The 26,794-nt window shown below is 64.4% G+C and carries 22 protein-coding genes; 13 read left to right on the forward strand and 9 right to left on the reverse strand.

Features of this window, described 5'->3' with window-relative positions:
• The first annotated feature begins 110 nt into the window (after positions 1–110).
• The 5 genes from ACLFLU_RS22190 to hflX all read left to right on the forward strand — a co-directional run bounded on the left by ACLFLU_RS22190 (position 111) and on the right by hflX (position 9,237).
• Positions 111–3,401 carry an autotransporter outer membrane beta-barrel domain-containing protein gene (locus ACLFLU_RS22190; protein WP_426407005.1) on the forward strand — a complete coding sequence of 1,097 codons (3,291 nt, stop codon included), beginning with the start codon at positions 111–113 and terminating at the stop codon, positions 3,399–3,401.
• A gap of 133 nt (positions 3,402–3,534) precedes the next feature.
• Positions 3,535–5,958, forward strand: coding sequence for an ATP-binding protein (locus tag ACLFLU_RS22195; RefSeq protein ID WP_426407006.1), 2,424 nt, complete (start codon positions 3,535–3,537; stop codon positions 5,956–5,958).
• Positions 5,959–5,975: 17 nt separating this feature from the next.
• Positions 5,976–7,346, forward strand: a complete 1,371-nt coding sequence (locus tag ACLFLU_RS22200; RefSeq protein WP_426407007.1) for a sigma-54-dependent transcriptional regulator — start codon at positions 5,976–5,978, stop codon at positions 7,344–7,346.
• Positions 7,347–7,594: 248 nt separating this feature from the next.
• Positions 7,595–7,843, forward strand: coding sequence for an RNA chaperone Hfq (gene hfq, locus ACLFLU_RS22205; protein ID WP_007591126.1), 249 nt, complete (start codon positions 7,595–7,597; stop codon positions 7,841–7,843).
• Between the two features lie 11 nt (positions 7,844–7,854).
• Positions 7,855–9,237, forward strand: coding sequence for a GTPase HflX (gene hflX / locus ACLFLU_RS22210; protein WP_426407008.1), 1,383 nt, complete (start codon positions 7,855–7,857; stop codon positions 9,235–9,237).
• Between the two features lie 100 nt (positions 9,238–9,337).
• Here hflX and ACLFLU_RS22215 read toward each other — a convergent pair whose 3' ends face one another.
• Together ACLFLU_RS22215 and mazG are read right to left on the reverse strand one after the other, a co-directional pair.
• The gene (locus tag ACLFLU_RS22215; protein WP_426407009.1) at positions 9,338–9,796 is read right to left on the reverse strand and encodes a GNAT family N-acetyltransferase; all 459 of its coding nucleotides are present in this window, start codon (positions 9,794–9,796) and stop codon (positions 9,338–9,340) included.
• 14 nt (positions 9,797–9,810) lie between these two features.
• A complete protein-coding gene (gene mazG / locus ACLFLU_RS22220; protein WP_426407010.1) occupies positions 9,811–10,629 on the reverse strand; it encodes a nucleoside triphosphate pyrophosphohydrolase in 819 nt (272 codons plus the stop codon).
• Positions 10,630–10,754: 125 nt separating this feature from the next.
• Between mazG and queC the strand changes: the two genes are divergently transcribed.
• Positions 10,755–11,468, forward strand: a complete 714-nt coding sequence (gene queC / locus ACLFLU_RS22225; protein WP_426407011.1) for a 7-cyano-7-deazaguanine synthase QueC — start codon at positions 10,755–10,757, stop codon at positions 11,466–11,468.
• 94 nt (positions 11,469–11,562) lie between these two features.
• Here queC and ACLFLU_RS22230 read toward each other — a convergent pair whose 3' ends face one another.
• The 3 genes from ACLFLU_RS22230 to nthA are packed head-to-tail and all read right to left on the reverse strand — an operon-like array spanning position 11,563 to position 13,237.
• Complete coding sequence (locus ACLFLU_RS22230; protein WP_426407012.1) at positions 11,563–11,937, reverse strand: nitrile hydratase accessory protein; 375 nt, start codon at positions 11,935–11,937, stop codon at positions 11,563–11,565.
• Complete coding sequence (gene nthB, locus ACLFLU_RS22235; protein WP_426407013.1) at positions 11,937–12,596, reverse strand: nitrile hydratase subunit beta; 660 nt, start codon at positions 12,594–12,596, stop codon at positions 11,937–11,939. Before nthB ends, ACLFLU_RS22230 begins: the two co-directional genes overlap by 1 nt.
• Positions 12,593–13,237, reverse strand: a complete 645-nt coding sequence (gene nthA / locus ACLFLU_RS22240) for a nitrile hydratase subunit alpha (RefSeq protein ID WP_426407014.1) — start codon at positions 13,235–13,237, stop codon at positions 12,593–12,595. Before nthA ends, nthB begins: the two co-directional genes overlap by 4 nt.
• 123 nt (positions 13,238–13,360) lie before the next feature.
• Here nthA and ACLFLU_RS22245 point away from each other — a divergent pair, with 123 nt between their 5' ends.
• From ACLFLU_RS22245 to ACLFLU_RS22260, 4 genes are all read left to right on the forward strand, one after another.
• The gene (locus ACLFLU_RS22245) at positions 13,361–14,167 is read left to right on the forward strand and encodes an enoyl-CoA hydratase/isomerase family protein (RefSeq protein WP_426407015.1); all 807 of its coding nucleotides are present in this window, start codon (positions 13,361–13,363) and stop codon (positions 14,165–14,167) included.
• Positions 14,168–14,282: 115 nt separating this feature from the next.
• Entirely contained in the window at positions 14,283–15,758 is a 1,476-nt protein-coding gene (locus tag ACLFLU_RS22250) for a DASS family sodium-coupled anion symporter (RefSeq protein WP_426407016.1), read from the forward strand.
• Positions 15,759–15,991: 233 nt separating this feature from the next.
• The gene (locus tag ACLFLU_RS22255) at positions 15,992–17,113 is read left to right on the forward strand and encodes a methionine ABC transporter ATP-binding protein (protein ID WP_426407017.1); all 1,122 of its coding nucleotides are present in this window, start codon (positions 15,992–15,994) and stop codon (positions 17,111–17,113) included.
• Entirely contained in the window at positions 17,103–17,768 is a 666-nt protein-coding gene (locus ACLFLU_RS22260) for a methionine ABC transporter permease (RefSeq protein WP_426407018.1), read from the forward strand. The genes ACLFLU_RS22255 and ACLFLU_RS22260 overlap by 11 nt, the downstream gene beginning before the upstream one ends.
• A 6-nt stretch (positions 17,769–17,774) precedes the next feature.
• Here the strand turns inward: ACLFLU_RS22260 and ACLFLU_RS22265 are convergent, their stop codons facing one another.
• Both ACLFLU_RS22265 and ACLFLU_RS22270 read right to left on the reverse strand, forming a co-directional pair.
• Positions 17,775–18,758 carry a helix-turn-helix domain-containing protein gene (locus tag ACLFLU_RS22265; RefSeq protein ID WP_426407019.1) on the reverse strand — a complete coding sequence of 328 codons (984 nt, stop codon included), beginning with the start codon at positions 18,756–18,758 and terminating at the stop codon, positions 17,775–17,777.
• A 182-nt stretch (positions 18,759–18,940) separates the two neighbouring features.
• Positions 18,941–20,143 (reverse strand): alkyl sulfatase dimerization domain-containing protein, encoded by a 1,203-nt coding sequence (locus ACLFLU_RS22270; RefSeq protein WP_426407020.1) that lies wholly within the window; start codon positions 20,141–20,143, stop codon positions 18,941–18,943.
• Between the two features lie 257 nt (positions 20,144–20,400).
• On the opposite strand from ACLFLU_RS22270, the gene ACLFLU_RS22275 reads away from it, so the two are divergent.
• On the forward strand, positions 20,401–21,597 hold the full coding sequence (locus ACLFLU_RS22275) for a serine hydrolase domain-containing protein (RefSeq protein WP_426407021.1): 1,197 nt from the start codon (positions 20,401–20,403) through the stop codon (positions 21,595–21,597).
• A gap of 119 nt (positions 21,598–21,716) precedes the next feature.
• Positions 21,717–23,711: a primary-amine oxidase gene (locus tag ACLFLU_RS22280; protein ID WP_426407022.1), complete on the forward strand. Its 1,995-nt coding sequence runs from the start codon at positions 21,717–21,719 to the stop codon at positions 23,709–23,711.
• Here the strand turns inward: ACLFLU_RS22280 and ACLFLU_RS22285 are convergent.
• Positions 23,708–24,100: a cupin domain-containing protein gene (locus ACLFLU_RS22285; protein ID WP_426407023.1), complete on the reverse strand. Its 393-nt coding sequence runs from the start codon at positions 24,098–24,100 to the stop codon at positions 23,708–23,710. The genes ACLFLU_RS22280 and ACLFLU_RS22285 overlap by 4 nt on opposite strands.
• 107 nt (positions 24,101–24,207) lie before the next feature.
• A complete protein-coding gene (locus ACLFLU_RS22290; RefSeq protein WP_426407024.1) occupies positions 24,208–24,747 on the reverse strand; it encodes a helix-turn-helix domain-containing protein in 540 nt (179 codons plus the stop codon).
• A gap of 313 nt (positions 24,748–25,060) precedes the next feature.
• Between ACLFLU_RS22290 and ACLFLU_RS22295 the strand changes: the two genes are divergently transcribed.
• Positions 25,061–26,719, forward strand: coding sequence for a carboxylesterase/lipase family protein (locus ACLFLU_RS22295; protein ID WP_426407025.1), 1,659 nt, complete (start codon positions 25,061–25,063; stop codon positions 26,717–26,719).
• The last annotated feature ends 75 nt before the right edge of the window (positions 26,720–26,794 follow it).

A 26,794-nucleotide genomic window follows, 5' to 3' on the forward strand; every position in this document is an offset into this window, starting at 1 on the left:
ACATGCGCCAGACATCTTCTGGAACTCATGATCCGGGCGTGGTAGGGAACTACCGAAATGAGACCTTTTGACGCAGGGCGCAAGCGTGTGCGCCCTGCGGAAGGTGGCCAATGAGTTGCGTCCGTATCGTCGCGTTTGCCGTAGTCGGCTTGAGTCTCAGTCTGGTGCCGGGATCCGGCTTGGCGCAATCGGTCGACATCCCGCTCGGCTACGCCATCAACACCGGCGCCAATTATGGCTTCAGCAACCCCAATCCGGCTCTCGTCCTGACGATCAATGTCGGCGTCAACGGCGGCACGGCGCAAACCTACGCCTTCGACACCGGATCTTCCGTGTTCCTGGCGCCGAGCAGCGTCTACGCCGGCGGCGCCTCGACGGTGCTGGCGACCGGCGTCAATGTCGAGACCTATGGCAGTTCGAGCACCAGCGCGTTCACGGGCGATCTCTACCAAATCTCCGCATCGTCGCTGAAATTCTATGCCGCGGCGGGGGCAACGTCCGGCGGGATCTCGCTCGGCACCACCGGCAACTACAACGTCGCGTCGTACACGTCATATTCCCTGTCGAGCGGCGGCGCCACGAGCTCGCAACCGTTCGGCGCGTCGGTCGGAGTGTTCGGCGCCTCGGCGCTGGCCTTCACCAAGACCGTGGCGGGATCGGCGATTGGCCTCGGCGGCGTGATCGGCCAGACCAACGTCGCGAACACCACGGCCGGCTATATGGTGGCCGCCAACGGTCAGAGCCTCGCCGCGCTCAATGCCCAGCTCAACACCAGCATTCCCGGCGGCCCGTTCACGGGCGCGCAGCAAACGATCCAGACCGTTTCGCCGTCGATCACGAGCTGCAACCCCTGCGTGACGGTCGGCCTGACGCCGGCGCTGATTGCGCAGTTCCAGCCGGTCAACACCGTCGATGCCGGCACCAACGGAATAAGCTTTCCGAACTCCAATGTGCTCAGCATGAGCAAGTTCGTGCCCTTGAATTTCGCCATCGGCGTCGGCGCGACATTTTCGAGCAACGTGTCGTTGGATACCGGCTGGACAGATTTCTCCGTGGGCCACGTCGCTAACGGGTCGACGCTGACGATCTCGGCGAGCAACAACGGAACGCAAGAGGTGTTCAAGATCGCCTCTCATGCCGGCGTGCCAGCGCCTTACGCGGCGAATTCGAACGACGATATCCTGGGCGTCGGGTTCTTCGTGCAGAACTCCGTGCTCTACAATCTGGCCGGACAGCAGGTCGGCTATTCCTCGAATTTCGTGACCGACGCCAACATCGCCACGACCCAACCGCTCGTCATCGACGCGAACTCGGTGCCGCTGGGACTGGCCGGCATCATCTCGGGGCCCGGCGGGCTGTCGATCGCGGCCGGCGGCTCAGCGACGCTGAGCGGCACCAACTCCTATACCGGAGCGACAAATGTGTCGGGGAACAGCGCCTATCTGGCGCTGGTCGGCCCAGGCAGCATCGCGGCATCGAGCGGCGTCAACGTATCGGCCGGCGGCTGGTTCGATGTATCGGGCGCGAGTGCGGTGGCGACGATCAAATCGCTGTCCGGTGACGTCGACGGCCTGGTCTGGCTCGGCGCCAATTCGCTGGCGCTGTCCGCCGCAAACGGCGCGTTTGCTGGAACGATCGTCGGCACCGGCGGCCTTGAGCTGATGTCCGGACACCAGACGCTCTCCGGCATCAACGGCTACACCGGGATGACATATGTCAGCGGCGGAACGCTGACCGTCAACGGGACGATTGCCAGCTCGTTTCTGACCGTCGTCGGCTCCGGCGCTGCGTTGACCGGTACGGGAGAGGTGGGGCTGCTGAGCGTTCTCGATGGCGGCACCTTTGCGCCGGCATGGGGAATGCCCGGGCGCACGATGAGCGTCGCGGGCGATCTCATCCTGTCGTCGGGCGCGACCTACGGTGTCCAGCTCGGCGCGAGCAGCGCGGCCTTCGCCAATGTCAGCGGTAATGCCACGCTCGCGGGAACACTGGCCATCAGTGCGGCGCCCGGCAGCGCGCTCGTCAGGCAGTACGATCTCCTGCACAGTGGCAGCCTCGGCGGAACGGCGTTCAACGCGCTCGCGACGTCGCTGCCAGGCTTCTCCACGATCCTGACCTATTCCGCGACGGACGCTTATCTCACGCTCAATTCCGCACTGACGTCGCAGACCTCAGGCTTGGGAGCCAACGCACAGCGCATCGCAAAACTGCTCGACGCGAGCTTCAACACCACTGGCACGATATCGGCAGGTTTCTCGCCGCTCTACACGCTGACCGGCGGCAACCTCGGCAATGCCTTGACGCAGGCATCAGGCGAGGCCGGGACCGGCGTCCAGCAGACCAGCTTCAACGCGATGGATCAGTTCCTAGGCCTGCTCATGGATCCCGGCGTCGGCGAGCCGGGCGGAACGCGCTGGTCCGCGACCTCGACATCGAATTTTGCCGGCGCGGACGACGAGCTCGCCTACGCCGCGACGTCACGTGCGCGCCGTGCCAGCGAGCGGGACGCCTATGGGCTGATGGCCAAGGCGCCGCTGCGCACGAACTATGATCCGCGCTGGAGCGTGTGGGCGTCGGGCTTTGGCGGCTCGCAATCGAGCGATGGCAATACTGCGGTCGGCTCGAACGCTGCGACGAGCCAGGTGTTCGGCACGGCGGTGGGCGCTGATTACCTGCTCTCGCCACGGACCGTCATGGGCTTTGCGCTTGCGGGAGGCGGGACCAACGCCAACGTCGCCAATTCAGGAACGGCGCGCTCCGATCTGTTCCAGGCCGGCGCGTTCGTTCGGCACAAATCGGGGGCGGCCTATGTTGTCGCCGGCCTCGGCTATGGCTGGCAGGACATCACCACCGACCGCACGGTGACGGTTTCCGGCGTCGACCGCCTGCGCGCGGAGTTTCATGCCAATGCCTGGTCGGGCCGTGTCGAAGGCGGCTATCGCCTCGCCGTTCCCTCATCGAGGGGGCTTGGCATCACACCCTATGCGGCCGCGCAATTCACCACTGTCGCGCTGCCGGCTTATGCCGAGTCCGCGGTATCGGGAGCGGGGACGTTTGCGCTGTCCTATTCGGGGCGCAACGTTACCGACAGCCGCAGCGAGATCGGTGTCCGCACCGATCAAACTTTCGCAATCCGGAACGGCCTGCTGACCGTCAATGGCCGGATGGCTTGGGCGCATGATTTCGATCCGGACCGCTGGGCGGCGGCGTCCTTTCTGGCGCTGCCCGCATCGGGCTTCACCGTCAGCGGCGCGGCGCAAGGGCGTGATGCGGTGCTGACCTCGCTCGGGGCGGACATCAACTGGCTGAACGGCTGGTCTGCCCGCGCCGGGTTCGAGGGCGCCTTCTCCGACGTCAGCCGTTCCTATGCCGGCAAGGGCCTGCTCCGGTACACCTGGTAGGCCGGCATCCCTGTGGATGCGCCGGTGCGTCGCGGCGGGGACGCCGCGGAATTGTCGCAATTCGGCAACAATGTGGTACGAATACATCAGTACCCGCCCATCGCGGACCCGTTTTCAGCACCCCATTGCCGGAATGACCAGCGCAGACACCTCGGCCGCATCCTTTGACACGGCCCCAGCGGAAGAGCCCCGGCGCTGGTCGGTGTGGCGCTGGCTGGGTCCGTTTGCCGTTGCTCTGGCGTTGCTGTCGGCGCTTCTGACCTTCCTGGTCCTGACCGGCCTGACCAGCATCGAGCCGACCCGGGAGGTCGTCAGTTCCTTCCTGGCGATCAATGCAGGCACCATCCTGCTCCTGATCGGGATCATCGTCCGCGAGGTCTGGCAGATGATCCAGGCCCGCCGGCGGGGGCGGGCAGCGGCGCGGCTTCACGTCCAGATCGTCGGTCTGTTCTCGATCGTTGCAGTGCTGCCGGCGGTGCTGGTGGCCGTCGTCGCCAATGTCACGATCGAGCGCGGCCTCGACCGGCTGTTCTCGGGACCGACCAAGGAGGTCATCCAGAATTCGCTGATCATCGCGCGCGCCTATGTGCAGGAGCACGCGCAAGTCATTCGCGGCGACATTCTCGGCATGGCCAACGACGTCTCGCGCGTTCCGCAGCTGTTTGACCAGGATCGGCAGTCGTTCCTGCAGCTTTTGACCTCGAGCGCAGCGGCACGCAACCTCCCGGGCGCGATGCTCATGGGCAAGGACGCCAATCCGATCCTGTCGGCAGAGACCGGGGGCGTCCCGCTCGCCTTCGCGCCGCCTGCACCGGAATTTCTTCAGAACGTCAACGAGAATGAGCCTGAGATCGCGGTCTTGCCCGATCAAAATCTTGTGGCCGCCGTGATCAGGCTGAGGGGCTTTACCAATACCTTCCTCTACGTCGCTCGCCCACTTGATCCTAGAGTCGTCGCCCAGCTCAGGCAGACCGAGCTGAGCGTCGCCGAATACGCGCAGATCGAGTCGCGCAAGCTCGGCATCCAGGTCGCGTTCGCACTGATGTTCGCGGTGATTGCGCTGACCATTTTGATGGCCTCGGTGCTGATCGGGCTCAACTTCGCAAACTCGCTGGTGGCGCCGATCAGGCGGTTGATGAACGCGGCCAACACCGTCTCGACAGGCGATCTGCACGTCCAGGTGCCGGTGCACAAATCGGAAGGTGATCTCGCCCAGCTCGGCGAGACCTTCAACAAGATGACGCAGGAATTGCGCAGCCAGCGCGACGAGCTGGTCAACGCCAGCGACCTCATCGACAGCCGCCGCCGCTTCATCGAGGCCGTGCTGTCCTCGGCGAGCGCCGGCATCATCGGCGTCGACACCTCGGGCGGCGTCGGCATCCTCAACCGCTCCGCCGAGAAGCTGATCGGGCATTCCGAGGCCGAGACCCTCGGCCACCCGCTCTCCGACGTGCTGCCCGAGCTCGACGAGATGATGAAGACGTCGCGGGAAGGGACCCAACGCCTGGTGCAGGGCCAGATCACGATCACACGCGACGGCGCCGAGCGAAATCTGTCAGTGCGCGTCAGCGCCGAGAAGAACCAGCCGCACGACAGCTACATCATCACGCTCGACGACATCACCGAGCTGGTGTCGGCGCAGCGCACCTCGGCCTGGGGCGATGTCGCGCGCCGCATCGCCCACGAGATCAAGAACCCGCTGACGCCGATCCAGCTCTCCGCCGAACGCATCCGCCGCAAGTTCGGCAAGGACATCACCGAGGCCAAGGACAAGCAGATCTTCGAGCAGTGCACCGACACCATCGTGCGCCAGGTCGACGATATCAGGCGCATGGTCGACGAGTTCTCGCGCTTTGCGCGGATGCCGAAGCCCGTGATGGAAGGCGAGGACGTCGCCGACACCGTGCGGCAGGCGGTGTTCCTGATGAAGGTCGCCCATCCCGAGATCGATATCGAGGCCGAGTTCAGGGACGATCCGCTGCGCGCCCAGTTCGACCGGCGGCTGATCTCGCAGGCGGTCACCAACATCGTCAAGAACGCCACCGAGGCGATCGAGCAGGTCCCGCGGGAGGAGCTCGGCCAGGAAAACGGCAAAGGCCGCATCGACGTTGTGGTGTCGCGCGAGGGCGAGGACGTGCTGATCGACGTCATCGACAACGGCATTGGCCTGCCCAAGGTCGCGCGCTCGCGGCTGCTCGAGCCCTATGTGACGACGCGCGCCAAGGGCACCGGCCTTGGCCTTGCCATCGTCGGCCGGGTGCTGGAAGACCATGGCGGCCGCATCGAATTGAAGGACGCCTCCGACTTCCGGGAAGGCCAGCGCGGCGCGTGGATGCGGATGCGCTTTGCGATCTCCGGCGAGGCCAAGAAGGCCGAGGGAGCCGAGCTGGCGCCGGCCGTCAAAGAGCCGGTGAAGGACGCAACCGCGGCGGATATCAAGGAAACTGCTGCGGATTCCGTCATGGCGCAGGAAACAAAAGAGCCGGCGGACGAAACCAAAGAGCCGGCTGAAAAGACCAATGATTCAACGAAAATCGAAGCCTCAACAGGCATCTGACAAGACAGGCGCGACCCATGGCAAGTGAAATTCTGATTGTCGATGATGAGGCCGATATTCGGGATCTCGTTGCAGGCATCCTCGAGGACGAGGGTTTTGTCACGCGAACGGCGCGCGACAGCGACTCGGCGCTGGCCGAAATCGCCAATCGCCGGCCGCACCTCGTATTCCTCGACATCTGGCTGCAGGGCTCCAAGCTCGACGGCTTGCAACTGCTTGAGCAGGTCAAGAAGGACAATGCCGATCTGCCTGTGGTGATGATCTCCGGCCACGGCAACATCGAGACCGCGGTCGCCGCGATCAAGCGCGGGGCCTATGATTTCATCGAGAAGCCGTTCAAGGCAGACCGGCTCATCCTGGTCGCCAACCGCGCGCTGGAAAACTCGCGGCTCAAGCGCGAGGTGAAAGAGCTGAAACAGCTCGCGCCGAGCGCAAGCTCGCTGGTCGGCCGCTCGCCGAGCATGAACCAGCTGCGCCAGACCATCGAGCGCGCAGCGAAGGCCAACAGCCGCATCCTGATCGTCGGCCCCGCCGGCGCCGGCAAGGAGTTGACCGCGCGCACGCTGCATACGGCCTCTGGCCGTGCCGATGGCCCCTTCGTCGTCATCAATGCCGCCGCGATCACGCCCGAGCGCATGGAGCACGAGCTGTTCGGCGTCGAACAGTCCAACGGCGAGCAGCCGCGCAAGCCCGGCGCGCTCGAAGAGGCTCACGGCGGCACGCTGTTCATCGACGAGATCGCGGACATGCCGCGCGAGACCCAGAACAAGATCCTGCGCGTGCTGGTCGAGCAGTCGTTCCAGCGCGTTGGCGGCACCGCCAAGGTGCAGGTCGATGTCCGCATCATCTCCTCGACCGCGCGCAACCTCGAAGAAGAGATCGCGGCCGGCCATTTCCGCGAGGACCTCTATCATCGACTCTCGGTGGTGCCGATCCGCGTGCCCGCGCTGTCGGAGCGTCGCGAGGACATTCCCGAGCTGATCGACTATTTCATGGAGCAGATCTCGGCCGGCAGCGGCCTTCCCAAGCGGCAGATCGGGCAGGACGCGATGGCGGTGCTGCAATCGCATGTCTGGCCAGGCAATGTACGTCAGCTCCGCAACAACGTTGAGAGAGTCATGATTCTGGCCGCTGGCGGACCGGAGGTGATCATCACCGCAGATATGCTCCCACAGGATGTCGGCTCGATGGTGCCGGCGATGCCCACCAGCAACAATGGCGAGCACATCATGGGCCTGCCGCTGCGCGAAGCTCGCGAAGTGTTCGAGCGCGACTATTTGATTGCCCAGATCAGCCGTTTTTCAGGAAATATTTCTCGCACGGCCGAGTTTGTTGGCATGGAACGTTCGGCTCTGCACCGGAAACTGAAGGCGCTCGGCGTCGGCTAACGCCCCGACGCCTTGGCCAGACCGCGGGGATAAGCGAGAGAAATCATCGATTTCCGTAGTTTTTCGGGGCAATCGAGCAGGCCCTGCCGCGTCAAGCGGCTTGCCTAATAACCCGTCCTGTCCTCTAATCGACCTGCCGTTCCTCCGAGGGGGATCTCATGAGGGACGGCAACCGGAAGAAGGCCTCAATTTCGAAAACAGGGTCACGACCGGCGCAATAAAAAGAAACTCAAAGCGAGAAAAAAACAATGGCGGCAGACCGCGCACAAAACCTACAGGACACCTTCCTCAATCACGTTCGCAAAACCAAAACGCCACTGACGATCTTTCTGGTCAACGGGGTGAAGCTCCAGGGCATCGTGACCTGGTTCGACAATTTCTGTTTGCTGCTTCGGCGCGACGGTCACTCGCAGCTCGTCTACAAGCATGCGATCTCGACCATTATGCCGGGCGCTCCGATCCAGCTGTTCGAAGGCGGCGAGGATCAGCCGGCTTGAGAGTGATCTGATTGGAACCCCGGAATTTCGACGGGGAGGCCGACCGCCCGCGGTCGGCTGGGGCTAAGCAGACGGGGCGGGTGCTTGTCATCGGCCCCTATTTGCGAGTGCGCGCAGGCGGTGCCGACGCGCAATCGGAGAGCTACGTCCAGCGCGACGCGGAGGCCCGGCTCGACGAAGCCGCCGGCCTCGCGCGTGCGATTGATCTCGTCGTTGCCGATGCCATCATCGCGCCGATCAGCCAGATCCGGCCCGCGACCTACATCGGCAAGGGCAAGGTCGAGGAGATCGCTGCGCTGGCCAAGAGCCTCGATGCCGAACTCGTGGTGATGGATTGCGCGCTGGCGCCAATCCAGCAGCGCAATCTCGAGAAGGAATTGCATGCCAAGGTGCTTGACCGCACCGGGCTCATTCTCGAAATCTTCGGCCGCCGTGCCAAGACCAAGGAAGGCTCGCTCCAGGTCGAGCTTGCGCATCTCAACTACCAGCGCTCGCGCCTGGTGCGCTCGTGGACCCATCTCGAGCGCCAGCGCGGCGGCTTTGGATTCATGGGCGGTCCCGGCGAGACACAGATCGAGGCCGACCGCCGCCTGATCCAGGAGCGCATCGCCAAGCTCGAGGGCGAGCTGAAGAAGGTGCAGGCGACGCGGCGGCTGCATCGCGCCGGCCGCCAGCGCGTGCCGTATCGCGTGGTCGCGCTGGTCGGCTACACCAATGCCGGCAAGTCGACGCTGTTCAACCGCCTGACCCGCGCCGACGTGCAGGCCGCCGACATGCTGTTCGCCACGCTCGATCCCACCTTGCGCGCGCTGACGCTGCCGCATGGCGGCAAGGCGATGTTGTCGGACACCGTCGGCTTCATCTCCAATCTGCCGACGCAGCTCGTCGCCGCCTTCCGCGCCACACTGGAAGAGGTGCTGGAGGCCGACGTCATCCTGCATGTGCGCGACATCTCGCATGAGGATGCCGAAGCGCAGCAGAGCGACGTCGACGCAGTGCTGCGCCAGCTCGGTATCAATCCGGATGATTCCGGCCGCATCATCGAGGTCTGGAACAAGATCGACCGTTACGATGCCGAACAGCGCGAAGAGCTTTTGAACATCGCAGCCCGCAGGCCGGAAGATCATCCGGCCATGCTGGTCTCCGCCGTGTCAGGTGAGGGGATCGACGCGCTGCTCAGCGCGATCGAGGAGCGGCTCGCCGCCAAACGCACCACGCTCGACCTCTCCATCGACGCCGCCGACGGCGCCGGCATCTCCTGGCTGCACCGCAATTCCGAGGTGCTGGCCAAAGAGCTGCACGACGGCCGTTTTGATATGACCGTGCGGGTGGACGAGACCAAGCGGGATATCGTGGTGAACAGGTTTGATGCCGTGCCGCGCCTGTCGGCGTAAGCCTTCGTAGCCCGGATGGAGCGCAGCGAAATCCGGGATATCACGACGCGACGTGCCCCGGATTGCGCTGCGCTCCATCGGGGCTACGGACCCAAGAGGCTCAATTTGACAGATCGAGGCTCATGAACTGGTTGTGCGGGCTGGCCTGATAGTCGGCGAACGGCTCGCAGGAGACAAAGCCTGCGCTGCGGTAGAGCGCGATGGCAGGTTCGTGCAGCGGCGCCGTGCCGGTCTCCAGGCTGAGGCGCGCATATCCGCGCCTGCGGCCCTCGGCAATGATGTGGTTCAGAATCGTGCGCCCGGCTCCGGTTCGCCGCGCGGTCGGCGCTGCGCGCATCGACTTCACTTCGCCATGTGTCGCATCAAGCTGCTTCAGCGCACCGAAGCCAGCCAGTACGTCGCCTTGCCAGGCGGTCCAGAACGTCACGGACGGGGCTGATAGGCCGCTCGCGTCGAGTGCCTGCGCGTGCTCGCCCATGACGCTGCGCAGTTCTTCCAGATGATGCGCCAGCAAGTCGGCGACGTGTGCCGCCTTCGGATCGTCCTTCCTGATGTCCACCGCGTATCCTCGTATCACGTAGCTGTCTTTGCCTCGTTCCACAGCGCATCCATCTCCGCCAGCGACGCCTGTTCCAGCGTGCGCCCCTGCGCCTCCAGCGCCCGCTCGATATAGGCAAAGCGCCGCTCGAATTTTGCATTGGTCGCGCGTAGCGCAGCTTCCGGATCGGCGTCGACATGGCGGGCGAGGTTCACGAGCGCGAACATGAGGTCACCGGTTTCCTCCGCGATCTCCTGCTTGTCGTTGCGATCGAGCGCGGCCTCGATCTCGTCCGCTTCCTCGCGGATCTTCTGCAGCACTGCGCGCGGGTCGTTCCAGTCAAAGCCGACGGTGGAGGCCTTGCGTTGCAGCTCCATGGCGCGGGTCAGCGCGGGCTGGCCGACCTTGACGCCCGACAGCAGCGATTTGTGTGCTGGCGTTGCGTCCGGCGGCCGGCGCGCGGCGCGCTCGGCTTTCTCCTCGGCCTTGATACGGTCCCAGACTTCCTTGACGTGGGAGGAGGCGAGATTGCCGTCCTTGTCGGCGAAGACATGGGGATGGCGCCGGATCATTTTTCGCGTGATGGCCTCGACGACGTCGCCGAAGGCAAAGGCGTTCTGCTCCTCAGCCATCTGGGCGTGGAACACCACCTGCAACAGGAGGTCGCCGAGCTCCTCGCGGAGATCGTCGAGATCGCCGCGGTCGATCGCGTCGACCACTTCATGGGCTTCCTCGATCGTGTAGGGCGCGATGGTCGCAAAATTCTGCTCGAGGTCCCAGGGGCAGCCGGTCACTGGCGTGCGCAGCGCCGCCATGATCTCGATCAGGCGGGAAATGTCGCGGGAAGGGGTCATTGCGGGGCAGTCTCCTGGGTCCCAAACCTTATGCCAAAAGCGGGCCGCCGATCCCAGCGCCGACAACCGGAACACGCCGATTTCCACCGATTGGCGGGCGATGCGCGTGGTGCTAAAGCGCGATCATGAGTGACGCATTTTCATCACAAACCGCGCTGGTGCTGTTTTCCGGCGGCCAGGATTCCACCACCTGCCTCGCCTGGGCGCTGAGCCGCTTCGCGCGCGTTGAAACGCTGGGGTTCGCGTACGGACAACGCCACGCCGTCGAGCTCGATTGCCGCGACCGGCTGTTCGACGGCATCAAAGGCTTGCGCGCCGATTGGGCCGCAAGGCTGGGCGAGAGCCATACGCTGTCGATCCCGACGCTGGCGGCCGTGTCCGACACCGCGCTGACCCGCGACGTCGCGATCGCGATGGGCGCCGATGGCTTGCCGAACACCTTTGTGCCCGGCCGCAATCTGGTGTTCCTGACTTTTGCCGCGGCGCTGGCCTACCGGCGCGGCATCACCCACATCGTCGGCGGCATGTGCGAGACCGACTATTCCGGCTATCCCGATTGCCGCGACGACACGATCCGCGCCATGCAGGCCGCGCTCTCGCTCGGCATGGCGAGAGCCTTCGAGCTGCACACACCGCTGATGTGGATCGACAAGGCGGCGACGTGGAAACTCGCGCATGATCTCGGCGGCGAGGGGCTCGTCGATCTCATCCGGGAGCAGTCGCACACCTGCTATCTCGGCGAACGCGGCGCGCAGCATGATTGGGGATACGGGTGCGGGGAGTGTCCGGCGTGCAATTTGCGGGCGAAGGGGTGGCGGGAGTTTGTGGCGGGAAGGTAGTGCCGTCATTGCGAGGAGCGAAGCGACGAAGCAATCCAGACTCTTTCCGCGGAAAGAGTCTGGATTGCTTCGCTGCGCTCGCAATGACGGAGGTCTACCGAAAATCCTCGTCCAGCAGCTCGATCGGCTTGCCGTGCGGCGTGCGATCCGCTGCGTGGTCCCAGGCGTCGCGATAGCGATGCAACGTGTCCATCGACGCGACGCCCTTGCGTGCGACAAACCCTTCCAGCGTGGCGAGCCAGTGCAGATAGTAGGTCTCGCCCGTATCGGGGTCGCCGGCCGCCTGCGCGCGCTTGATCTCGGAGGCCAGGGCTGCGGCCCATTCCGGCCAGGTAAATACGCCGCGGTCATGCAAAGTCAGCGCCATCGCGAAGGCATGCGCTTCCCAGGGTGCGCGGAATACCGGACCATCGTCATCGCGCGGTATGCTCGAAATGGCCGCCGTCGCGGCCGCGGCACTGCTGCTCATCAGGCCGGGTCCAGATAGGGCTCGAACGCGTCTACCGAGACCTTCAGGGTCGGATCGCCATCCGCGCCCCAGAGATCACGACCTTCGAACACGACCGTATAGAGCCATTGCGGGTTCTCGCCGAGCTCCATCGCCGCCGAGTCCGGAAACACGTGGCAGCCGTGGTTCAGCTCGACCACACCGGCACGGCCGCGCACATAGCGCGGCAGCCGCGTGTGCGTGGTGGGATGGATATTCTTGGCGCGGACGCGGTCGCCGATGTTGAACTTGGTGGGCGCGGGCGCTGGGCGAGCGAATTTGCCGCGCACCATCACGCGCTCGACGTTGGCGAGGTCGAACTTGCCGTGCTTAAGCGCCTTTCCGGGCTTCGCCGCACGGCCAGCGGCGACTTCCTCTCGGGTGAGGTAGCCCTTCTCGATCAGCATCTCCTCGAGCCCGAGGAACCATTTCTTGTAGTAGGAGCTCGAGAGATAGACATGCGGCGGCAGCGTCTCGCGATAGAAGCGCGAGGTGTCGATGTTGAAGGCCCCGGTCGCGCCCATTGCGCGCACCATGGCCAGCACGCGGCCCTCCCACTTCGCGTGGAACACCGGCTCGTTGGGCTCGGGCTTGACCTTGCCGAACCCGTCCATGCCGCCCATGTCATGGACGCCGTTCACAACGGCGCTCCCGGCGTTTTGGGAAAACCGGTACCGATCATCGAGTCTCGCGTGACGAGGTCGGCGAGCTGCCCCTCGCTCCAGCCGTCCGTGCCTGCGGGGCGCATCGGCAGCACCAGGAAGCGCGTCTCTGCCGTGGAATCCCAGACCCGGATTTCCATGTCCTTCGGCAGCGTCACGTCGAAATCAGCGAGCACGCCACGCGGGTCTTTCACCGCGCGCGAGCGGTAGGGCGAGGCCTTGTACCAGACCGGCGGCAGCCCGAGCATTTCCCAAGGGTAGCAGGAGCACAGCGTGCACACGACCATGTTGTGACGCTCAGGGGTATTCTCGACCACGACGAGATGGTCGCCGACGCGGCTGACATGGCCGAGCGTGCCGATGGCCTTGCTGCCGTCCTCCAGCAGCGCCTTCTTGAACGCGGGATCGGTCCAGGCCTTGGCCACGACGCGCGCGCCGCTATGCGGGCCGATCTTGGTCTCATAGGCCTGGATGATGGCGTCGAGCGCTGCCGCCTCGACATAGCCTTTTTCGGTCAGAATCGTCTCGAGTGCGCGCACGCGCAGCTCGGTCTCCGACAATTCCGAATGATCGTGGTCGTGGTGATGATGGTGGTGGTCGTGATCATGATCGTGGCTCATGACGCGGAAGATAGGCGAAGTTTTCCCTGCGTGTCGAGCCTTCGTTGCAGCGCTATCCAGCCACGTATTCGTGACGCCGTTTGTGCGCTACGATCAGGCGAAAATCAGCTTCGGAGACGCCCCGTGAAAGACTTCGTCAAGATCGAGAAGGGACTCGGGGCCGAGGGGCGGATTGCCATCGTGCGGTTCGACCGTCATGACGGCATCAACGCCTTGTCGCCGGAGGCGATGCGCCAGCTCACCGCGGCCGCGCGCAGCTTCGAGGATGATGCGACGACGTCCGTCGTGGTGCTGACCGGCAATGCCGGTGCATTCAGCGCCGGCTTTGATTTGAAGGACGCCGAAGGGCGTTCGCGCAAGGAGATGGACCTCGGCACGCTGCGGCGGCATCTCAAGCTCGGGCCGCGGCTCACGCATGCCTGGCAGGAGATGGAGCAGATCACGATCGCGGCGATCGAAGGCTTTTGCGTCGGCGGCGGCGTGGCGCTTGCGGTCGCGCTCGACTTTCGAATCATGGGCAGTGACGCGCATTTGCGCGTGCCAGAGATCGGGCTCGGCATGAACATGAGCTGGCAGAGCATCCCGCGCATGCTGCATCTGATTGGACCTGCCCGCACCAAGCAGGCGGTGATCCTGGCCGACGAGCGCATCAGCGCCGATGAGGCCTATCAATGGGGCCTAGTCGAGCAGGTCGTCGACCCCGGCCGCTCCTTCGATGCTGCCATGGAGCTCGCCCGCAAGGTGGCCGCGCAGCCGCCGCTCTCGGTCGCCATGACCAAGCTGACCGTCAACCGGCTCGCGCATGCGCTCGATGACCTTGCCAGCCACATGGATGTCGACCAGTTCGCGCTGGCGAGCCTCAGCGAAGATCATAAGGAGGGCGTCGAGGCGTTCCTCAGCCGCCGCAAGCCCCGGTTCAAGGGACGATAGAACGCACCCGAGGCCATTGATCGCGCCTCGGACAGTCCGTATACGCCGCGGCTGGGACAGGAACGGCTCGGACAACGGGCCGGCCAGATGCGATGACAATCGAGGGGGAGGGCTCATGACCGCCAACACGCAGGCGCCCGAAGCGAAGGGGTTTCGCTGGAAGCTGATCGCGCCGCTGGTGGTATGGCTGGCGATCTATCTGTGGCCGGCGCCGGCGGGTCTCAACGTCAATCAGTGGCACTATTTTGCCGTGTTCGCGGCCGTCATCACCGGGCTGATCCTGGAATCGATGCCGGTCGGTGCGGTCGGCCTGATCGGGCTGACGGTCGCGGGCGTCGGCGGCTATATCGATGCCGATCCCAACAAATCGCTGCGTTGGATGCTGGCGGGCTTTGCCGAGAGCACGGTGTGGCTGATCGTCGGCGCCTTCGTGTTCTCGATCGGCTATCGCAAGAGCCAGCTTGGCCGGCGCATTGCGCTGGTGCTGGTGCGGCGCCTGGGGCGCAACACGCTCGGCCTCGGCTATGCGGTCGCGATGTCGGACTTCCTGCTCGCACCCGCGACGCCGTCCAACACCGCGCGCAGCGGCGGCATCGTCTATCCCATCATCAGCAACATTCCGCGCATCTACGGCTCCGAGCCGGGGCCGACCGCCGGCAAGATCGGCACCTATGTGATGTGGACCGCATTCGCGGCGACCGCGATCACAAGCTCGCTGTTCTTTACAGCGCTCGCGCCGAACGCGGCGGCGCTCGCGATCGCCAAGAAGACGGTCGGCGTCGATGTGAGCTGGGGCCAGTGGTTCATCGGCTTCGCACCGCTCGGCCTGCTGCTAATGATCATTGTTCCGCTGCTCAGTTACGCGATCTGCCGACCGGAGGTGAAGCACAGCCCGGAAATCTCCGATTGGGCCGCGAAGGAGCTCGCGGAGATGGGCCCGATGTCGCGCAACGAGTGGATCATGCTGGCGCTGATCATCCTCGCGATGTTCCTGTGGATCGCGGGCTCGAGCCCGGACATTCACGTGCCCTTGCTCGGCTCGAACTTCGTCAACGCCACCACCGTCGTCTTCATCGTGATCTCGCTGATGCTGGTCACCGGCGTGATCGAGTTCGCCGACATCGTCAGCGAGAGGGGCGCCTGGGAGGTGTTCTTCTATTTCACCTCGCTGTTGACCTTGGCCTCGGGATTGAACGAGATCGGCTTCATCAAATGGTTCGCCAACGAATTCGCTAAACCGCTCTCAGGACTCTCGCCGTCGACCGCGATGATCCTTCTGGTCGCGCTGTTCTTCTGGATCCACTATTTCTTCTCGAGCATCACCTCGCATGCGGCGGCCGTGTTGCCGGTCGTGCTCGCGGTCGGTTCCGGCATACCCGATCTGCCGGTCCCGACGCTCGCTGCGCTCTGCATGTATTCGCTCGGCCTGATGGGCGTGATCTCGCCTTACGCCACAGGGCCGGCGCCGATGTATTACGGCAGTGGCTATATCGGGAAGGGGCAGTTCTGGGGTTTTGGCCTGATCTTCGGGGTGCTGTATTTCGCCGGGCTGCTGCTGATCGTGCTGCCCTGGCTAGCAATGGTCCGGTAAGCCCGGCCGCAGGCAGACACCCCGGCAGATGAATTTTCTTCCAAGGCGAGGGATCGGGAAAACTTCGCCCAACTCCTCGCAAATATCTGAAATTGCAAGAAAGACCTGAAAAGGCGATGGTGTGCTGCAGTGCAGCGTCGCCGTTCGGCGCCCTGCCATTGTTCCACCCTCCGTCGCTTGGAAAGCGGCTTGGTTCTCGTGCGCCTTTCCGGCGGGCGAACTAGATATCGTGCATGAAAGCCGCTTCCATGAATGCGCACGCATCGCTGGTGATCGGAGAGCCCGTCAAAATCGGAGACGCCGCGGCTGAGCCAGAGGCCATGGTTCGGTTCGAGAACATCTCGAAGACCTATCCGGCCTATCGCGGCAAGCCCGGCGTCAACGCGCTGCAGGGCATCGACTTCGCGATCGCGCGCGGTTCCATCACCGGCGTGATCGGCCGCTCCGGCGCCGGCAAGTCGAGCCTGGTTCGGTTGATCAACGGGCTGGAGAAGCCCAACACGGGCCGCGTGGTTGTCGATAACAAGGATATCTCGGCGCTCACCGGCCGTGAGTTGCGGCTCGCGCAGCGCTCGATCGGCATGATCTTCCAGCATTTCAACCTGCTGTCGTCGCGCACCGCCGCCAACAACATTGCGCTGCCGCTGGAAATCGCAGGCTGGTCCAAGGCCGACATCAAGGCGCGCGTGGCCGAGCTGCTCGACCTCGTCGGCATCGCCGACAAGCACGACCGTTACCCCTCAGAGCTCTCCGGCGGCCAGAAGCAGCGCGTCGGCATTGCTCGCGCTTTGGCAACGCGGCCGAGCGTGCTGCTGTCGGACGAGGCGACCTCCGCGCTCGATCCGCAGACCACGCGCGCCATCCTCGATCTGCTCGCCAACATCAACCGCGAGCTCGGGGTGACTATCGTGCTTATCACCCATGAAATGTCCGTGGTGCGCCAGCTGGCCAAGGAAGTCGTCGTGCTGGATGCCGGCCATGTCGTCGAGAGCGGCCACGTCGCTGATATCTTCACCCACCCGAAGCATCCGATCACGCAATCCTTCCTGGCCGAGGTGACCGGCGATAGCCTGCCGGTTTCGCTGGCCAGCCGGATCGTGCAGCAGCCGGGCAGCCACGCCGTGATCCGCGTCCAGGTGCGCGGGGCAGGGGCCGGCGACACGCTGATCGCGCGGCTTGCCCGCGAGCTCGGCCTCGACGTCTCGCTGCTGTCGGCGCGCATTGACGAGATCGGCGGCCAGCATGTGGGATCGCTGGTGCTCGGTATCCCCGGCGACGAGGGCGCGGCAACGCGCACGCTGGCCTGGCTGTCTCAATATCAAGTCTCGGCGGAGCGTCTCGGCTATGTCGCCTGAACTCATCAACCTGATCGTCCAGGCGACCTTCGAGAGCCTGTACATGGTCGGCGTCGCGGCGCTGCTCGGCACCGCGTTCGGCCTGCCGCTCGGCGTCTTCCTTGCCACCAGCCGGAAGGGCGAGCTGTTCGCGGCTCCCGCCGTCAATCGCGTGCTCGGCATCGTCGTCAATGCGACGCGCTCGACGCCCTTCATCATCCTGGTCGTCGCCATCATCCCGTTTACGCGGCTGATTGCCGGCACCTCGATCGGCTCGACCGCGGCGATCGTGCCGCTGACCATCGCGTCGGCGCCGTTCATTGCGCGCCTCGTCGAGGCCGCAATCCGCGAGGTTGACGGCGGCCTGATCGAGACTGCGTCGTCGTTCGGTGCCTCGCCGATCCAGATCGTGTTCAAGGTGCTGATCCCCGAAGCGCTGCCCGGCCTGCTGCTGGCGCTGACGCTCGCAGTCGTCAGCCTGCTCGGCTACTCAGCAATGGTCGGCGCCGTCGGCGGCGGCGGGCTTGGTGATCTCGGCATCCGCTACGGCTACCAACGCTTCATGCCGGAGATGATGCTGGCCGTCGTGGTCGTGCTGATCGCGCTGGTGCAGCTGGTCCAGAGCGCGGGCGATTATCTGGCGCGCCGGGTCAACCGTCGGCTGCGGCACCGCTGATCCCGGTCAAGCCGCCAGTCTGGCGCGCCGCAAGGTCTCCGAGGGAAGCTCGGAGAAGTGGCGCTTGTAGTCGAGTGAGAACTGGCTGAAGTGCCAGAGACCGTGTTGCACGGCGATGTCATAGACTGACGTCCCGACGCCGCGCTTGAGGTCACGCCGCACGCGGTTGAGCCGCATCGCGCGCCAATAATGCATCGGGCTCGTGCCGAGAACTTCCTGGAAGCAATAGCCGAGCTTGCGCGGGCTGGCGCCGACTTCCTTACAGACCTCCAGCAGCGAGAGCGAACGGTCGCCGCTGCCATGCATCAGCGCGCGGGCGCGATCCACAGTGCGCTTGCGCGCCACGGCGCTGCGGCCGGGATCGGCAGGGCGCGCCGTCGGCAGCATGTCCATGATTTCGACGAGGAGGGCATCCTCCAGCGTCTGCCGGACGGCCGGATCGCCGAAGCGTTCGGGGGCGGTCGTGATGGTCTCCTGGATCCCTGCCAGATGCGCGCGCAGCCGCGCGACCGGCGCCTCCGCCGTCTCCATCACCCGCAACTGGTGCCAGACCGCGCGCGGCAGCTCGATGTTGAGGCGAGCGGCAAGCTGCTCGATCAGCGCCGCGCTGGTGACGACGCCGCGGAGCTCGAACGCCTTCGGCGTGCACATGTCGACTTCGGCGTCGATGCAGGCAATGACCTTGGCTCCGGTCGCGCTGGCGCCGTTGCAATTGACCTCGCCGTCGCCGTGCCAGGGCAGGCCGATGCCAAAACTATCGGCGCCGAGCTGGCCGTATTGGCGGACCTGCTGGCTGGTGATCTCGCGGAACACTTCGACGCGGGGCAGCGAGAGCTGGGTAAAGCTGCCCGTGAATGCGCCGGCACTGATCTGGTCGTAGCTCAGCCGCCAGCGCCCGAGCGCGGCGCAGTGCTGATCGACATCGGTGCTGCTCGCCTGGAGCAGGCTGGCAGCCGAGTCTTGAATCGGAAGAGTTACGCTTAAGGCCATGGCAACACGTCGAAATTCGTCGGTCCTGATCTAGGGCGTGTGTTCATTAAGGGGACTGGCCGACCTCCGGTCAATCCCCAACCGCGGAAGAGCGGATATCGGGCGAAGTCGCCGAAGGGTGAACGTTAGACCTCCGTCTTTCAAGTCCCCACCTCACCCTCGTAAACGAACCAGCCGGCCCTCTACGTGCGCAGCAGGAACTGCGCCGAGGTGAGATAATAGTTCCGGGCCGTAGCGTTGACCTGTCGCTCCCCAAGCTCAGTCAGCGCGGTTGCCTTGATCCTCCTAGCGGCGGCATTCGCCGCATCGACGGTCAGGACGTAGTCGGTCAACTCGGCCGCCCATTGGAATTCGCCGCCTTCGACAGCGTGGCGAGCGCGGGCAAGCATGGCGTCAACGCCCCCGGCCATATCGATCACCTTTGCCGCCTGCTCGACGGGCGCAAGCGGGAAAATGTTGGTCGGGTTGCCGTCGAACCAGCCAACATAATCGGCGTAGATGCCGCGAACCGTCCAAGCGACGCTGCCATAGTATTCTTGCAGATAGGGGCTCGTCATCAGTTCAGGTGGCAGCTTCACCTGCTGTACCAATTCGTCCGGTGTCTTGCCCTGTCTGATACCCTCCAGGGTTTGGTCGAGGACGATCTTGATGCCATCCCGATAAGCCGTCAGAGCGTGGCGAACCTCGTCCCTGCCGAGGACTGGGCGCATATGTCCCTGGACGAGATAGTCGGCGTTCAGTCCGATCATCTTGTCGAGGCTGGAGATCCACGTTTCTGGGGGCCTCAGGCGAAGGCCGCGCAGCGGAGAGAGGTTCGGGTACGACTTGTAGAAGTCGTCGCCCGGAAGGAGAACGCTCTTGCTGGCGATCCAGACGGCGACGTTCTCCGGGGACTCTCCCGGAGTGTGGATGAGGCGCATGCGGATGCCGGCCAGTTCAATCGTTTCTTCCTCGCCGCTGAAGGTGCGGGTTGGAGGGAGGAAGCCCTCCCGGGTATGCGGCGTCTTCCGGCCGTACTCCAGTTGGGTGCCAGCATTGATGAACAGTTCGTCTGGCAGGCTCACGCCGAAGGCGTCTCCGCCGCCCCGCGGTCCGCGCCCGAACTCTGGCTTTGCGTCGACCAGCGTCTGGTGGCTGTATATCGCGGGAGCGTCGTCGCCAGCGAACACCTTGGCACCGCCGGAATGGTCTGGGTGGTTGTGGGTGTAGATGATGGCGCGCACCGGACGCTCCATCCGGTCACCGAAAGCTTCAATTATGGCGCGCGCGTCGACCGGATTGGCCGAGGTGTCCACAATGATCGAGCCACCCGTTCCCTTGACGAGCGTCACGTTGCTCGCGGAGTATCCGACCGCTACGAAAATCCCATCGGTGATCTCGATCACTTCCTTTCGGAACTCGGCCGAACTGGCTCGGAGCCGTTCCCTACCATCTAAGTCGTTCTGCGAAGGGAGAGGCATCGGCGCTCCTGGTGAAAGGGTATCGGGGATAGCTATCCTTAGACGGGGCCTCCATCCTGATGGTCGCCGCCGTCCCCGGCAAATATTGCCGGATCTCGATAACGCTGGAAGCGGTTCGAGCGCAATCTCCCATCCTTGCCGCCCCCGACATCGGGGCCGGGATGGCCTTGCGGAGGATCGAGATGCGACCGACCGAGATCATGCGCGGCAGCCCGCCCGCGCCCGAGGCCCAGGTCACTCGCGCCAACTGGCGCAGCTTTCCAGCCATCCGCTGGGGCTTCACGCACGTTCGCGAAGTGCTGCCGACCGCCGATATCCGCCGCTCGGCGCGTCCGACGCCGATTTCGAGCGCGCCGCGTGAGCTCGCAAAGCTCGGCTTCACCGCGGCCGACGGCAAGCCGACCACGATTGAGGCGACGCTGCGCGAGACCTTTGCGGACGCGCTGCTCGTCATGCACCGGGGCACGCTGATCCACGAATGGTACGGCGAGGGCATGAGCGTGACCACGCCGCATCTGATCTGTTCGATCAGCAAGGCGATCGCCGGCACGCTCGGCGGCGTGCTGGTCGCACACGGGCTGGTCGATCCGGAGGCGAGGGTGGTGCGCTACGTGCCGGAGCTCGAGACCTCGGTCTATGGTACCTGCACGGTCCGCAATCTCCTCGACATGGCGGTCGCCATCCAATTCGAGGAAGATTACGAGGACCCCGCCGGGGACGTGGCGCGGTATCGGTTCTCCTCGGGCTGGGACGTGCCGCCGCCCGGCGTCGAGCCTGGCCATCAGCGGGCCTATCTCGCCACGCTCCGCGGCACCGGCAAGCCGCATGGCAAGGTGTTCCATTACGTCTCGACCAACACCGAGGTACTCGGCTGGGTCTATGAGCGTGCCTGCGGCATGCCCTACCATCGCATCCTCTCCGAATATCTCTGGCAGCCCTTGGGCGCCGAGGAGGATGGCTCCCTCACACTCGACAGCCACGGCATGGGCCGCCTCGCCGGCGGTATCTCGGTCACCGCGCGTGACCTGCTGCGCTTCGGCGAGATGATGCGCAATCGCGGCGTGGTGGAGGGACGGCAGGTGGTGCCGGGCTGGTGGATCGACGACATCCGCGAGAACGGCGACCCCAAGGCCTGGGCTGACGGCGACCTCGCCGAGTTCTTCCCGGGTGCGCGCTATCGCAGCAAATGGTTCACGATCGATCCGGCGCGCAACGCGCTCACCGCGATCGGCATCCACGGCCAGCACCTCTATGTCGATCTCGACTCGGACACTGTCATCGTCAAGCTCGCGACGCAGCCCAAGGCGATGGACGTCCCGGTCGATCAACGCTGGTTCGCGGCCTTCGGCGCCATCACCGCGCATCTGGCTGAGGCGTGATGCCGGTTACCCGCTGCGCACTCGATGCGCTCCCTCTCCCGCAAGCGGGCGAGGTGCACCGAGCCTGCCGCCGCTTCAAGCTAAACCCATTTTGCGGCTGATTACTTTCGGAGACACCTATGCTCGACGCTGTCAAAGTCCAATCGCAGGCGCAGACCGCGACGCCGCATCCGCTCGATCCGCTGACGGCCGACGAGATTAGCGCGGCCTGCGCCCTGGTCCGTGCCGCAGCGCCCTCGCCGGAGAACTGCCGGTTCCCGACCGTGCGGCTGGAAGAGCCGACCAAGCAGGAACTGGCCGCGGGTGGAATAGGGCGCCGCGCCTTCGCACTGACGCTCGACGTGATGACGGGCGAGGCGCTCGAGCACATCGTCGATCTTGCCCGCAATGAGATCGTCGCCCGCAAGATCGTTCCAAACCGCGAAGCGCCCTACGGCCAGCCGTCAGTGATGCTGGAGGAATTCTTCAAATGCGAGGCCGTGGTCAAGGCCGATCCCGGCTGGCTCAAGGCGATGTACCGGCGCGGCCTCACCGACAGGGATATCGAGCTGATCCAGGTCGATCCATTCTCGTCGGGCTTCTTCGATTTCGCGTATGAACGCGGCGCGCGCATCGTCCGCGCCGTCAGCTTCTTCCGCGAGCATCTTCAGGACAACGGCTACGCGCATCCGATCGAGGGCGTCGTTGCCGTCGTCGATCTTATTGGTGGCAAGGTCATCGACCTCACCGACGCAGACCCGATCGTGCCGATCCCGCGCAAGAAGCGGAATTACGGCGCACATGAGGTCACCAATCCACGCACCGATATCAAGCCGCTGCATATCGAGCAGCCGGAGGGCGCGAGCTTCAAGGTCGATGGCTGGAAGGTCGACTGGCAGAAATGGAGTTTTCGCGTCGGCTTCACGCCGCGCGAGGGGCTGGTGCTGCACCAGCTCGGCTATCAGGACGGCGAGCGCAAGCGGTCGCTGATCTATCGCGCCAGTGTCACCGAGATGGTGGTGCCTTACGCCGATCCGACCGCGAACCATTTCTGGAAGTCCGCGTTCGATGCCGGCGAATACGGGCTCGGCATGCTCGCCAATGCGCTCGAGCTCGGCTGCGACTGCCTGGGCAACATCCATTATTTCGACGTGCCGGCCGCCGACAACAATGGAAAACCCTTCGTCATGCAGAACGCCATCTGCATGCATGAAGAAGACTACGGAATTGCTTGGAAACACTACGAGTTCCGCAACGGCCTGTTCGAGGTGCGCAGATCGCGGCGGCTCGTGATCTCGTTCTTCGCCACCGTCGGCAATTACGATTACGGCTTCTACTGGTACCTCTACCAGGACGGCACGATCCAACTGGAAACAAAACTCACCGGCATCATCCAGACCGCCGCTGTGCAGCCGGGCGAAAAGTACAAATGGGGTGGAATGGTCGACGACAATCTCGGCGGCCCGACGCACCAGCATTTCTTCAATGTGCGCCTGCACATGGATCTCGACGGGGGCGGCAACACCGTCAGCGAGCACGATTTCGTGCCGCGGCCCTGGGGGCACGACAATCCGCACGGCAACGCGTTCGACACCACGACGCGCGTTCTCTCACGCGAACGCGATGCTGCCGCCATCGCCAATGGTGAGACCGGCCGGTTCTGGAAGATCAGCAATCCCAACGAGACCAATTCGGTCGGCAATGCACCCGCCTACAAGCTCGTCGTCAATCCGAGCCCGCTGATGCTGGCGCAGGAGGGGAGCTATGTGCGCAAGCGCGGCGGCTTTGCCACCAAGCATGTCTGGGTCACGGCATTCGATCGGGACGAAAAGTACGCCAGCGGCGATTATCCCAACAACCATGCCGGCGGCGACGGTTTGCCGCGCTACGCTGCCCAGAACCGCAACATCGAGAACACAGACATCGTGGTGTGGCACTCCTTCGGCCACACCCATATCTGCAAGCCCGAGGATTTCCCGATCATGCCGGTCGAATATGCCGGTTTCACGCTGAAGCCGACCGGCTTCTTCGCGGCCAATGCCGCCGGCGATATCCCGCCGGAGCGCAACAGCCGCAGCGTGCTCTCAGGCCAACAGACGGACGCCGGCAGCGGGTCGTGCTGCCACAAGAGCTAGGCAACCGGCGGATAGTAGAGAAACTCGATCATCAGGCAGCCATCGCGGGTGAAGAACGGTCCATGCTCGACATGGGCCGGCCTCACGGCATAGGTGCCGGCCTCCAGCACGCGCGCCTCCTGTGACGTGGTGCCGATCGACAACGTACCCGAAACCAGAAAGACCTCCTCGCACCAATCATGCGAAACCGGCTGCTCCACAGAGGCGCCGGCGGCCCAGCGCGACAGCCGCGTGACCGCGCCCATCCGGCTGGGGTGGTCGAAGCGGCCGGACAGGATTTTCTCCTCGACCCCGATATAGCCAGGGACCGAGCGCCATCCCTCATCGGCCAATGCGTTGAAAAACTCCCGGTGGTCCTTCATGAACCGACCGAAGCCGGGCTCCGCCATGCAATCATCTCCCTCGCCGACACTGATACGGGTGCAAGCTTACAGCAGGTGAAAGGCGTTTCCCACATGGACCAGCAGAGCAGGGCAGTCCTGCAACGGCAGTGCGTTCAGTCCGCCATCAGTTCGACGTCGCTGGACGCCGGGCCTGCCACGAGACTGTCGAGATCGACCAGCAGCAGATCGGCCATGTGGGTGAGCTGGTGGAGAGGAATGCTGATTTCACCGCTTTCGGCGCGTGAGACGAATTCGGGCGAGACGCCGACGAGGTTCGCAATCTGGGCCTCGGTATAGCCACGCGCCTCGCGCGCGCCTTTGACCTGGGCGCCAATATGCCGCCGGTGCAGGGCCTGTTCTTCCTCGGTCATCATGAGGGCCTGCTCGTCTGCGCTCGCGACACCATCGGCGAACGCAACGCCGAGCAGCCGCCGCTTCTGCCAGGCCACGCGGCAGGTCTTTCGCAAGCCGTCGGCAAAGACCAGCGTGGCCTCCTTGGGAAACGCCAGCGACCAGTCGAGCTTCAGCCGTGCGCCCGTGCCGGAGACATCAGCGATGGTGCAGGGGATGCTCACGTTGCCCCTGGCGCCTTCGAATTCGATGATCCCGGTCCTCGCCGTGGATTGCCTGGCCGCAGCGCGCAATTCGCTCATGGACGTCGCCCCCGGATGTCCCAGCCCTTGCTGAAATCTGAAGCCGATTTTACCTCTCGGGTTCCCTGCTCTCAATCGAACCCGCAAGCCATGGTGAAGGATTGGTTCTCGGCGGAGCAGGGCGAGCACATGATGACGTCGTCGAAGATTCGCGCCACCCGCCAATGCGCGCTGACGCAGGTCCTCGGACATACCGTTTTGTTCTCAAATCATTCCGATACGGCATTAGTGCTCGGGGCCGCGCTCGTCCAATGTAGTCCGCAAATCAACAAGAGAGCCAACGGCCACGACCGATGGCCGCGCGGAGGAAACCATGAAGCTCAGCAGGATGCTTTCCGTTGTCGCGTTGGCAGGGCTGACCGTTTCGGCCGCCACGGCCCAGGCGCCAGATGCCGCCATCGCAGTGGAGGGCGGCCAGATCCGCGGTGTTGCGTCCGACGTTGCCGGAGTGTCCGTCTACAAGGCGGTGCCGTTCGCAGCGCCGCCGTTGGGCGCCAACCGCTGGAGGGCACCTCAGCCCGTGGTGCCTTGGTCGGGCGTCAAGGACAGCAGCGCATGGCCGAACCGGTGCTATCAGCTCGCCAGCGCCAATCCGCCGGGGACGTTCTACTTCAATGAATATTATTGGGACCCGGCGAAGGATCCCAAAGACAGCGAAGACTGCCTTTACCTGAACATCTGGGCTCCCGCGAAGCCCGCCAACGGCTCGCTCCCGGTGATGGTGTACTACCACGGCGGCGGCAACCGCCACGGCAACAATTCCGAGGTCGAGTTCAACGCGGCCAAGCTCGCCGCCAAGGGCATCATCGTCGTCTCGGCGGCCTATCGCCTGAACATCATGGGCTTCCTCGCCTTGCCCGGAATGAAGGAGGAGGGCGCCGGAAACTTTGCGATCCTCGACGCCGTGGAAGCGCTGAAATGGGTGCGGAAGAACATCGGCGCGTTCGGCGGTGACCCGGGCAACGTGACCATTGCGGGGCAATCGGCGGGATCGCGCAATGTCAGAAGCGTTCTGTCGACGCCGCTCGCCAAGGGCCTGTTCCAGCGAGCGATCATGCACTCCAGCCCGACCGTGATGGCGCAGCCGGGCAAGCCGAACTACGTGACGCTTGCGGACAAGGTGGCTGCGGCGGGCCCGGTCTTCGAGAAGACATTTCCCGGCAAAAGCCTCGACGATCTCAGAAAGCTGCCGGCCGAAGAGTTCTACAAGGATCCGGCAAAGATCGATGCCATGTACGGCGTGACCAGCAACATGTACGCGGTCATCGACGGTCACGTCCTGACCACGGACTCGGTGGACCTTACGAAGGAGGGCGCCCTCAACGGCGTTGACGTCATCGTCGGCACAGTCGCCGACGAGCGAACCGCGCTGGACGGCGCGCCGGACAAGGTCATGGAGATCCCGGCCTTCCATGCCTATTGGAAAAAGCTGCTCGGCGAGCAGCTCTACGCCAAATATTCATTCGAGAAGCTATATCCTGCATCGACCGAACGCGACGCCTACCGTCAGCACCTCAAGGCCCAGGCCGACCTGCTGCTCGAGCAAAACCGGATCGCGGGCTCCGTTCTCGCGGCAAGAAACCCCGCCAGCAAGGTCTACGTCTTTTACTTCGATCATCCGACGCCCGGACGCGATCGCGAGTTCTATGGCGCGTGGCATTCGTCCGACCTCTGGTACACCTTCAACTCGCTTCGCAACGAGCCCGGTCAACGCCAATGGGCCCCCTATGACTTCGAGCTGGCCGACCAAGCCTCCTCGATGTGGGCCAATTTCGTCAAGACGGGCGACCCGAACGGCGAGGGCTTGCCGGCCTGGCCACAGACCAGCCGTTCCAACAACGGCACCTACATGTCATTCGGCGAGACATCGACCAGCGCGACCAGCGCCTCGCCGTATCTCGGCACGACCGCCGAACGCCGCAACGCGCTGTTCCACGATTACCAGATGACGTTCTACGGCGTGAGCGAGTGACCTGGAGCCCGCGGCAACAATCCGATCCAACTGCCGTCACGCGAGCAAGCTTCGATCGCACGAATCCGCGCTGCG

This window comes from Bradyrhizobium ganzhouense (assembly GCF_049949285.1).
Taxonomy (GTDB): domain Bacteria; phylum Pseudomonadota; class Alphaproteobacteria; order Rhizobiales; family Xanthobacteraceae; genus Bradyrhizobium; species Bradyrhizobium ganzhouense.

Coding starts and splice junctions, on each gene's coding strand:
- ACLFLU_RS22190 (WP_426407005.1), top strand. CDS start 111: ATGAGTTGCGTCCGTATCGTCGCGTTTGCCGTAGTCGGCTTGAGTCTC.
- ACLFLU_RS22195 (WP_426407006.1), top strand. CDS start 3,535: ATGACCAGCGCAGACACCTCGGCCGCATCCTTTGACACGGCCCCAGCG.
- ACLFLU_RS22200 (WP_426407007.1), top strand. CDS start 5,976: ATGGCAAGTGAAATTCTGATTGTCGATGATGAGGCCGATATTCGGGAT.
- hfq (WP_007591126.1), top strand. CDS start 7,595: ATGGCGGCAGACCGCGCACAAAACCTACAGGACACCTTCCTCAATCAC.
- mazG (WP_426407010.1), bottom strand. CDS start 10,629: ATGACCCCTTCCCGCGACATTTCCCGCCTGATCGAGATCATGGCGGCG.
- queC (WP_426407011.1), top strand. CDS start 10,755: ATGAGTGACGCATTTTCATCACAAACCGCGCTGGTGCTGTTTTCCGGC.
- ACLFLU_RS22230 (WP_426407012.1), bottom strand. CDS start 11,937: ATGAGCAGCAGTGCCGCGGCCGCGACGGCGGCCATTTCGAGCATACCG.
- nthA (WP_426407014.1), bottom strand. CDS start 13,237: ATGAGCCACGATCATGATCACGACCACCACCATCATCACCACGACCAC.
- ACLFLU_RS22250 (WP_426407016.1), top strand. CDS start 14,283: ATGACCGCCAACACGCAGGCGCCCGAAGCGAAGGGGTTTCGCTGGAAG.
- ACLFLU_RS22255 (WP_426407017.1), top strand. CDS start 15,992: ATGAAAGCCGCTTCCATGAATGCGCACGCATCGCTGGTGATCGGAGAG.
- ACLFLU_RS22260 (WP_426407018.1), top strand. CDS start 17,103: ATGTCGCCTGAACTCATCAACCTGATCGTCCAGGCGACCTTCGAGAGC.
- ACLFLU_RS22265 (WP_426407019.1), bottom strand. CDS start 18,758: ATGGCCTTAAGCGTAACTCTTCCGATTCAAGACTCGGCTGCCAGCCTG.
- ACLFLU_RS22275 (WP_426407021.1), top strand. CDS start 20,401: ATGCGACCGACCGAGATCATGCGCGGCAGCCCGCCCGCGCCCGAGGCC.
- ACLFLU_RS22280 (WP_426407022.1), top strand. CDS start 21,717: ATGCTCGACGCTGTCAAAGTCCAATCGCAGGCGCAGACCGCGACGCCG.
- ACLFLU_RS22285 (WP_426407023.1), bottom strand. CDS start 24,100: ATGGCGGAGCCCGGCTTCGGTCGGTTCATGAAGGACCACCGGGAGTTT.
- ACLFLU_RS22290 (WP_426407024.1), bottom strand. CDS start 24,747: ATGAGCGAATTGCGCGCTGCGGCCAGGCAATCCACGGCGAGGACCGGG.
- ACLFLU_RS22295 (WP_426407025.1), top strand. CDS start 25,061: ATGAAGCTCAGCAGGATGCTTTCCGTTGTCGCGTTGGCAGGGCTGACC.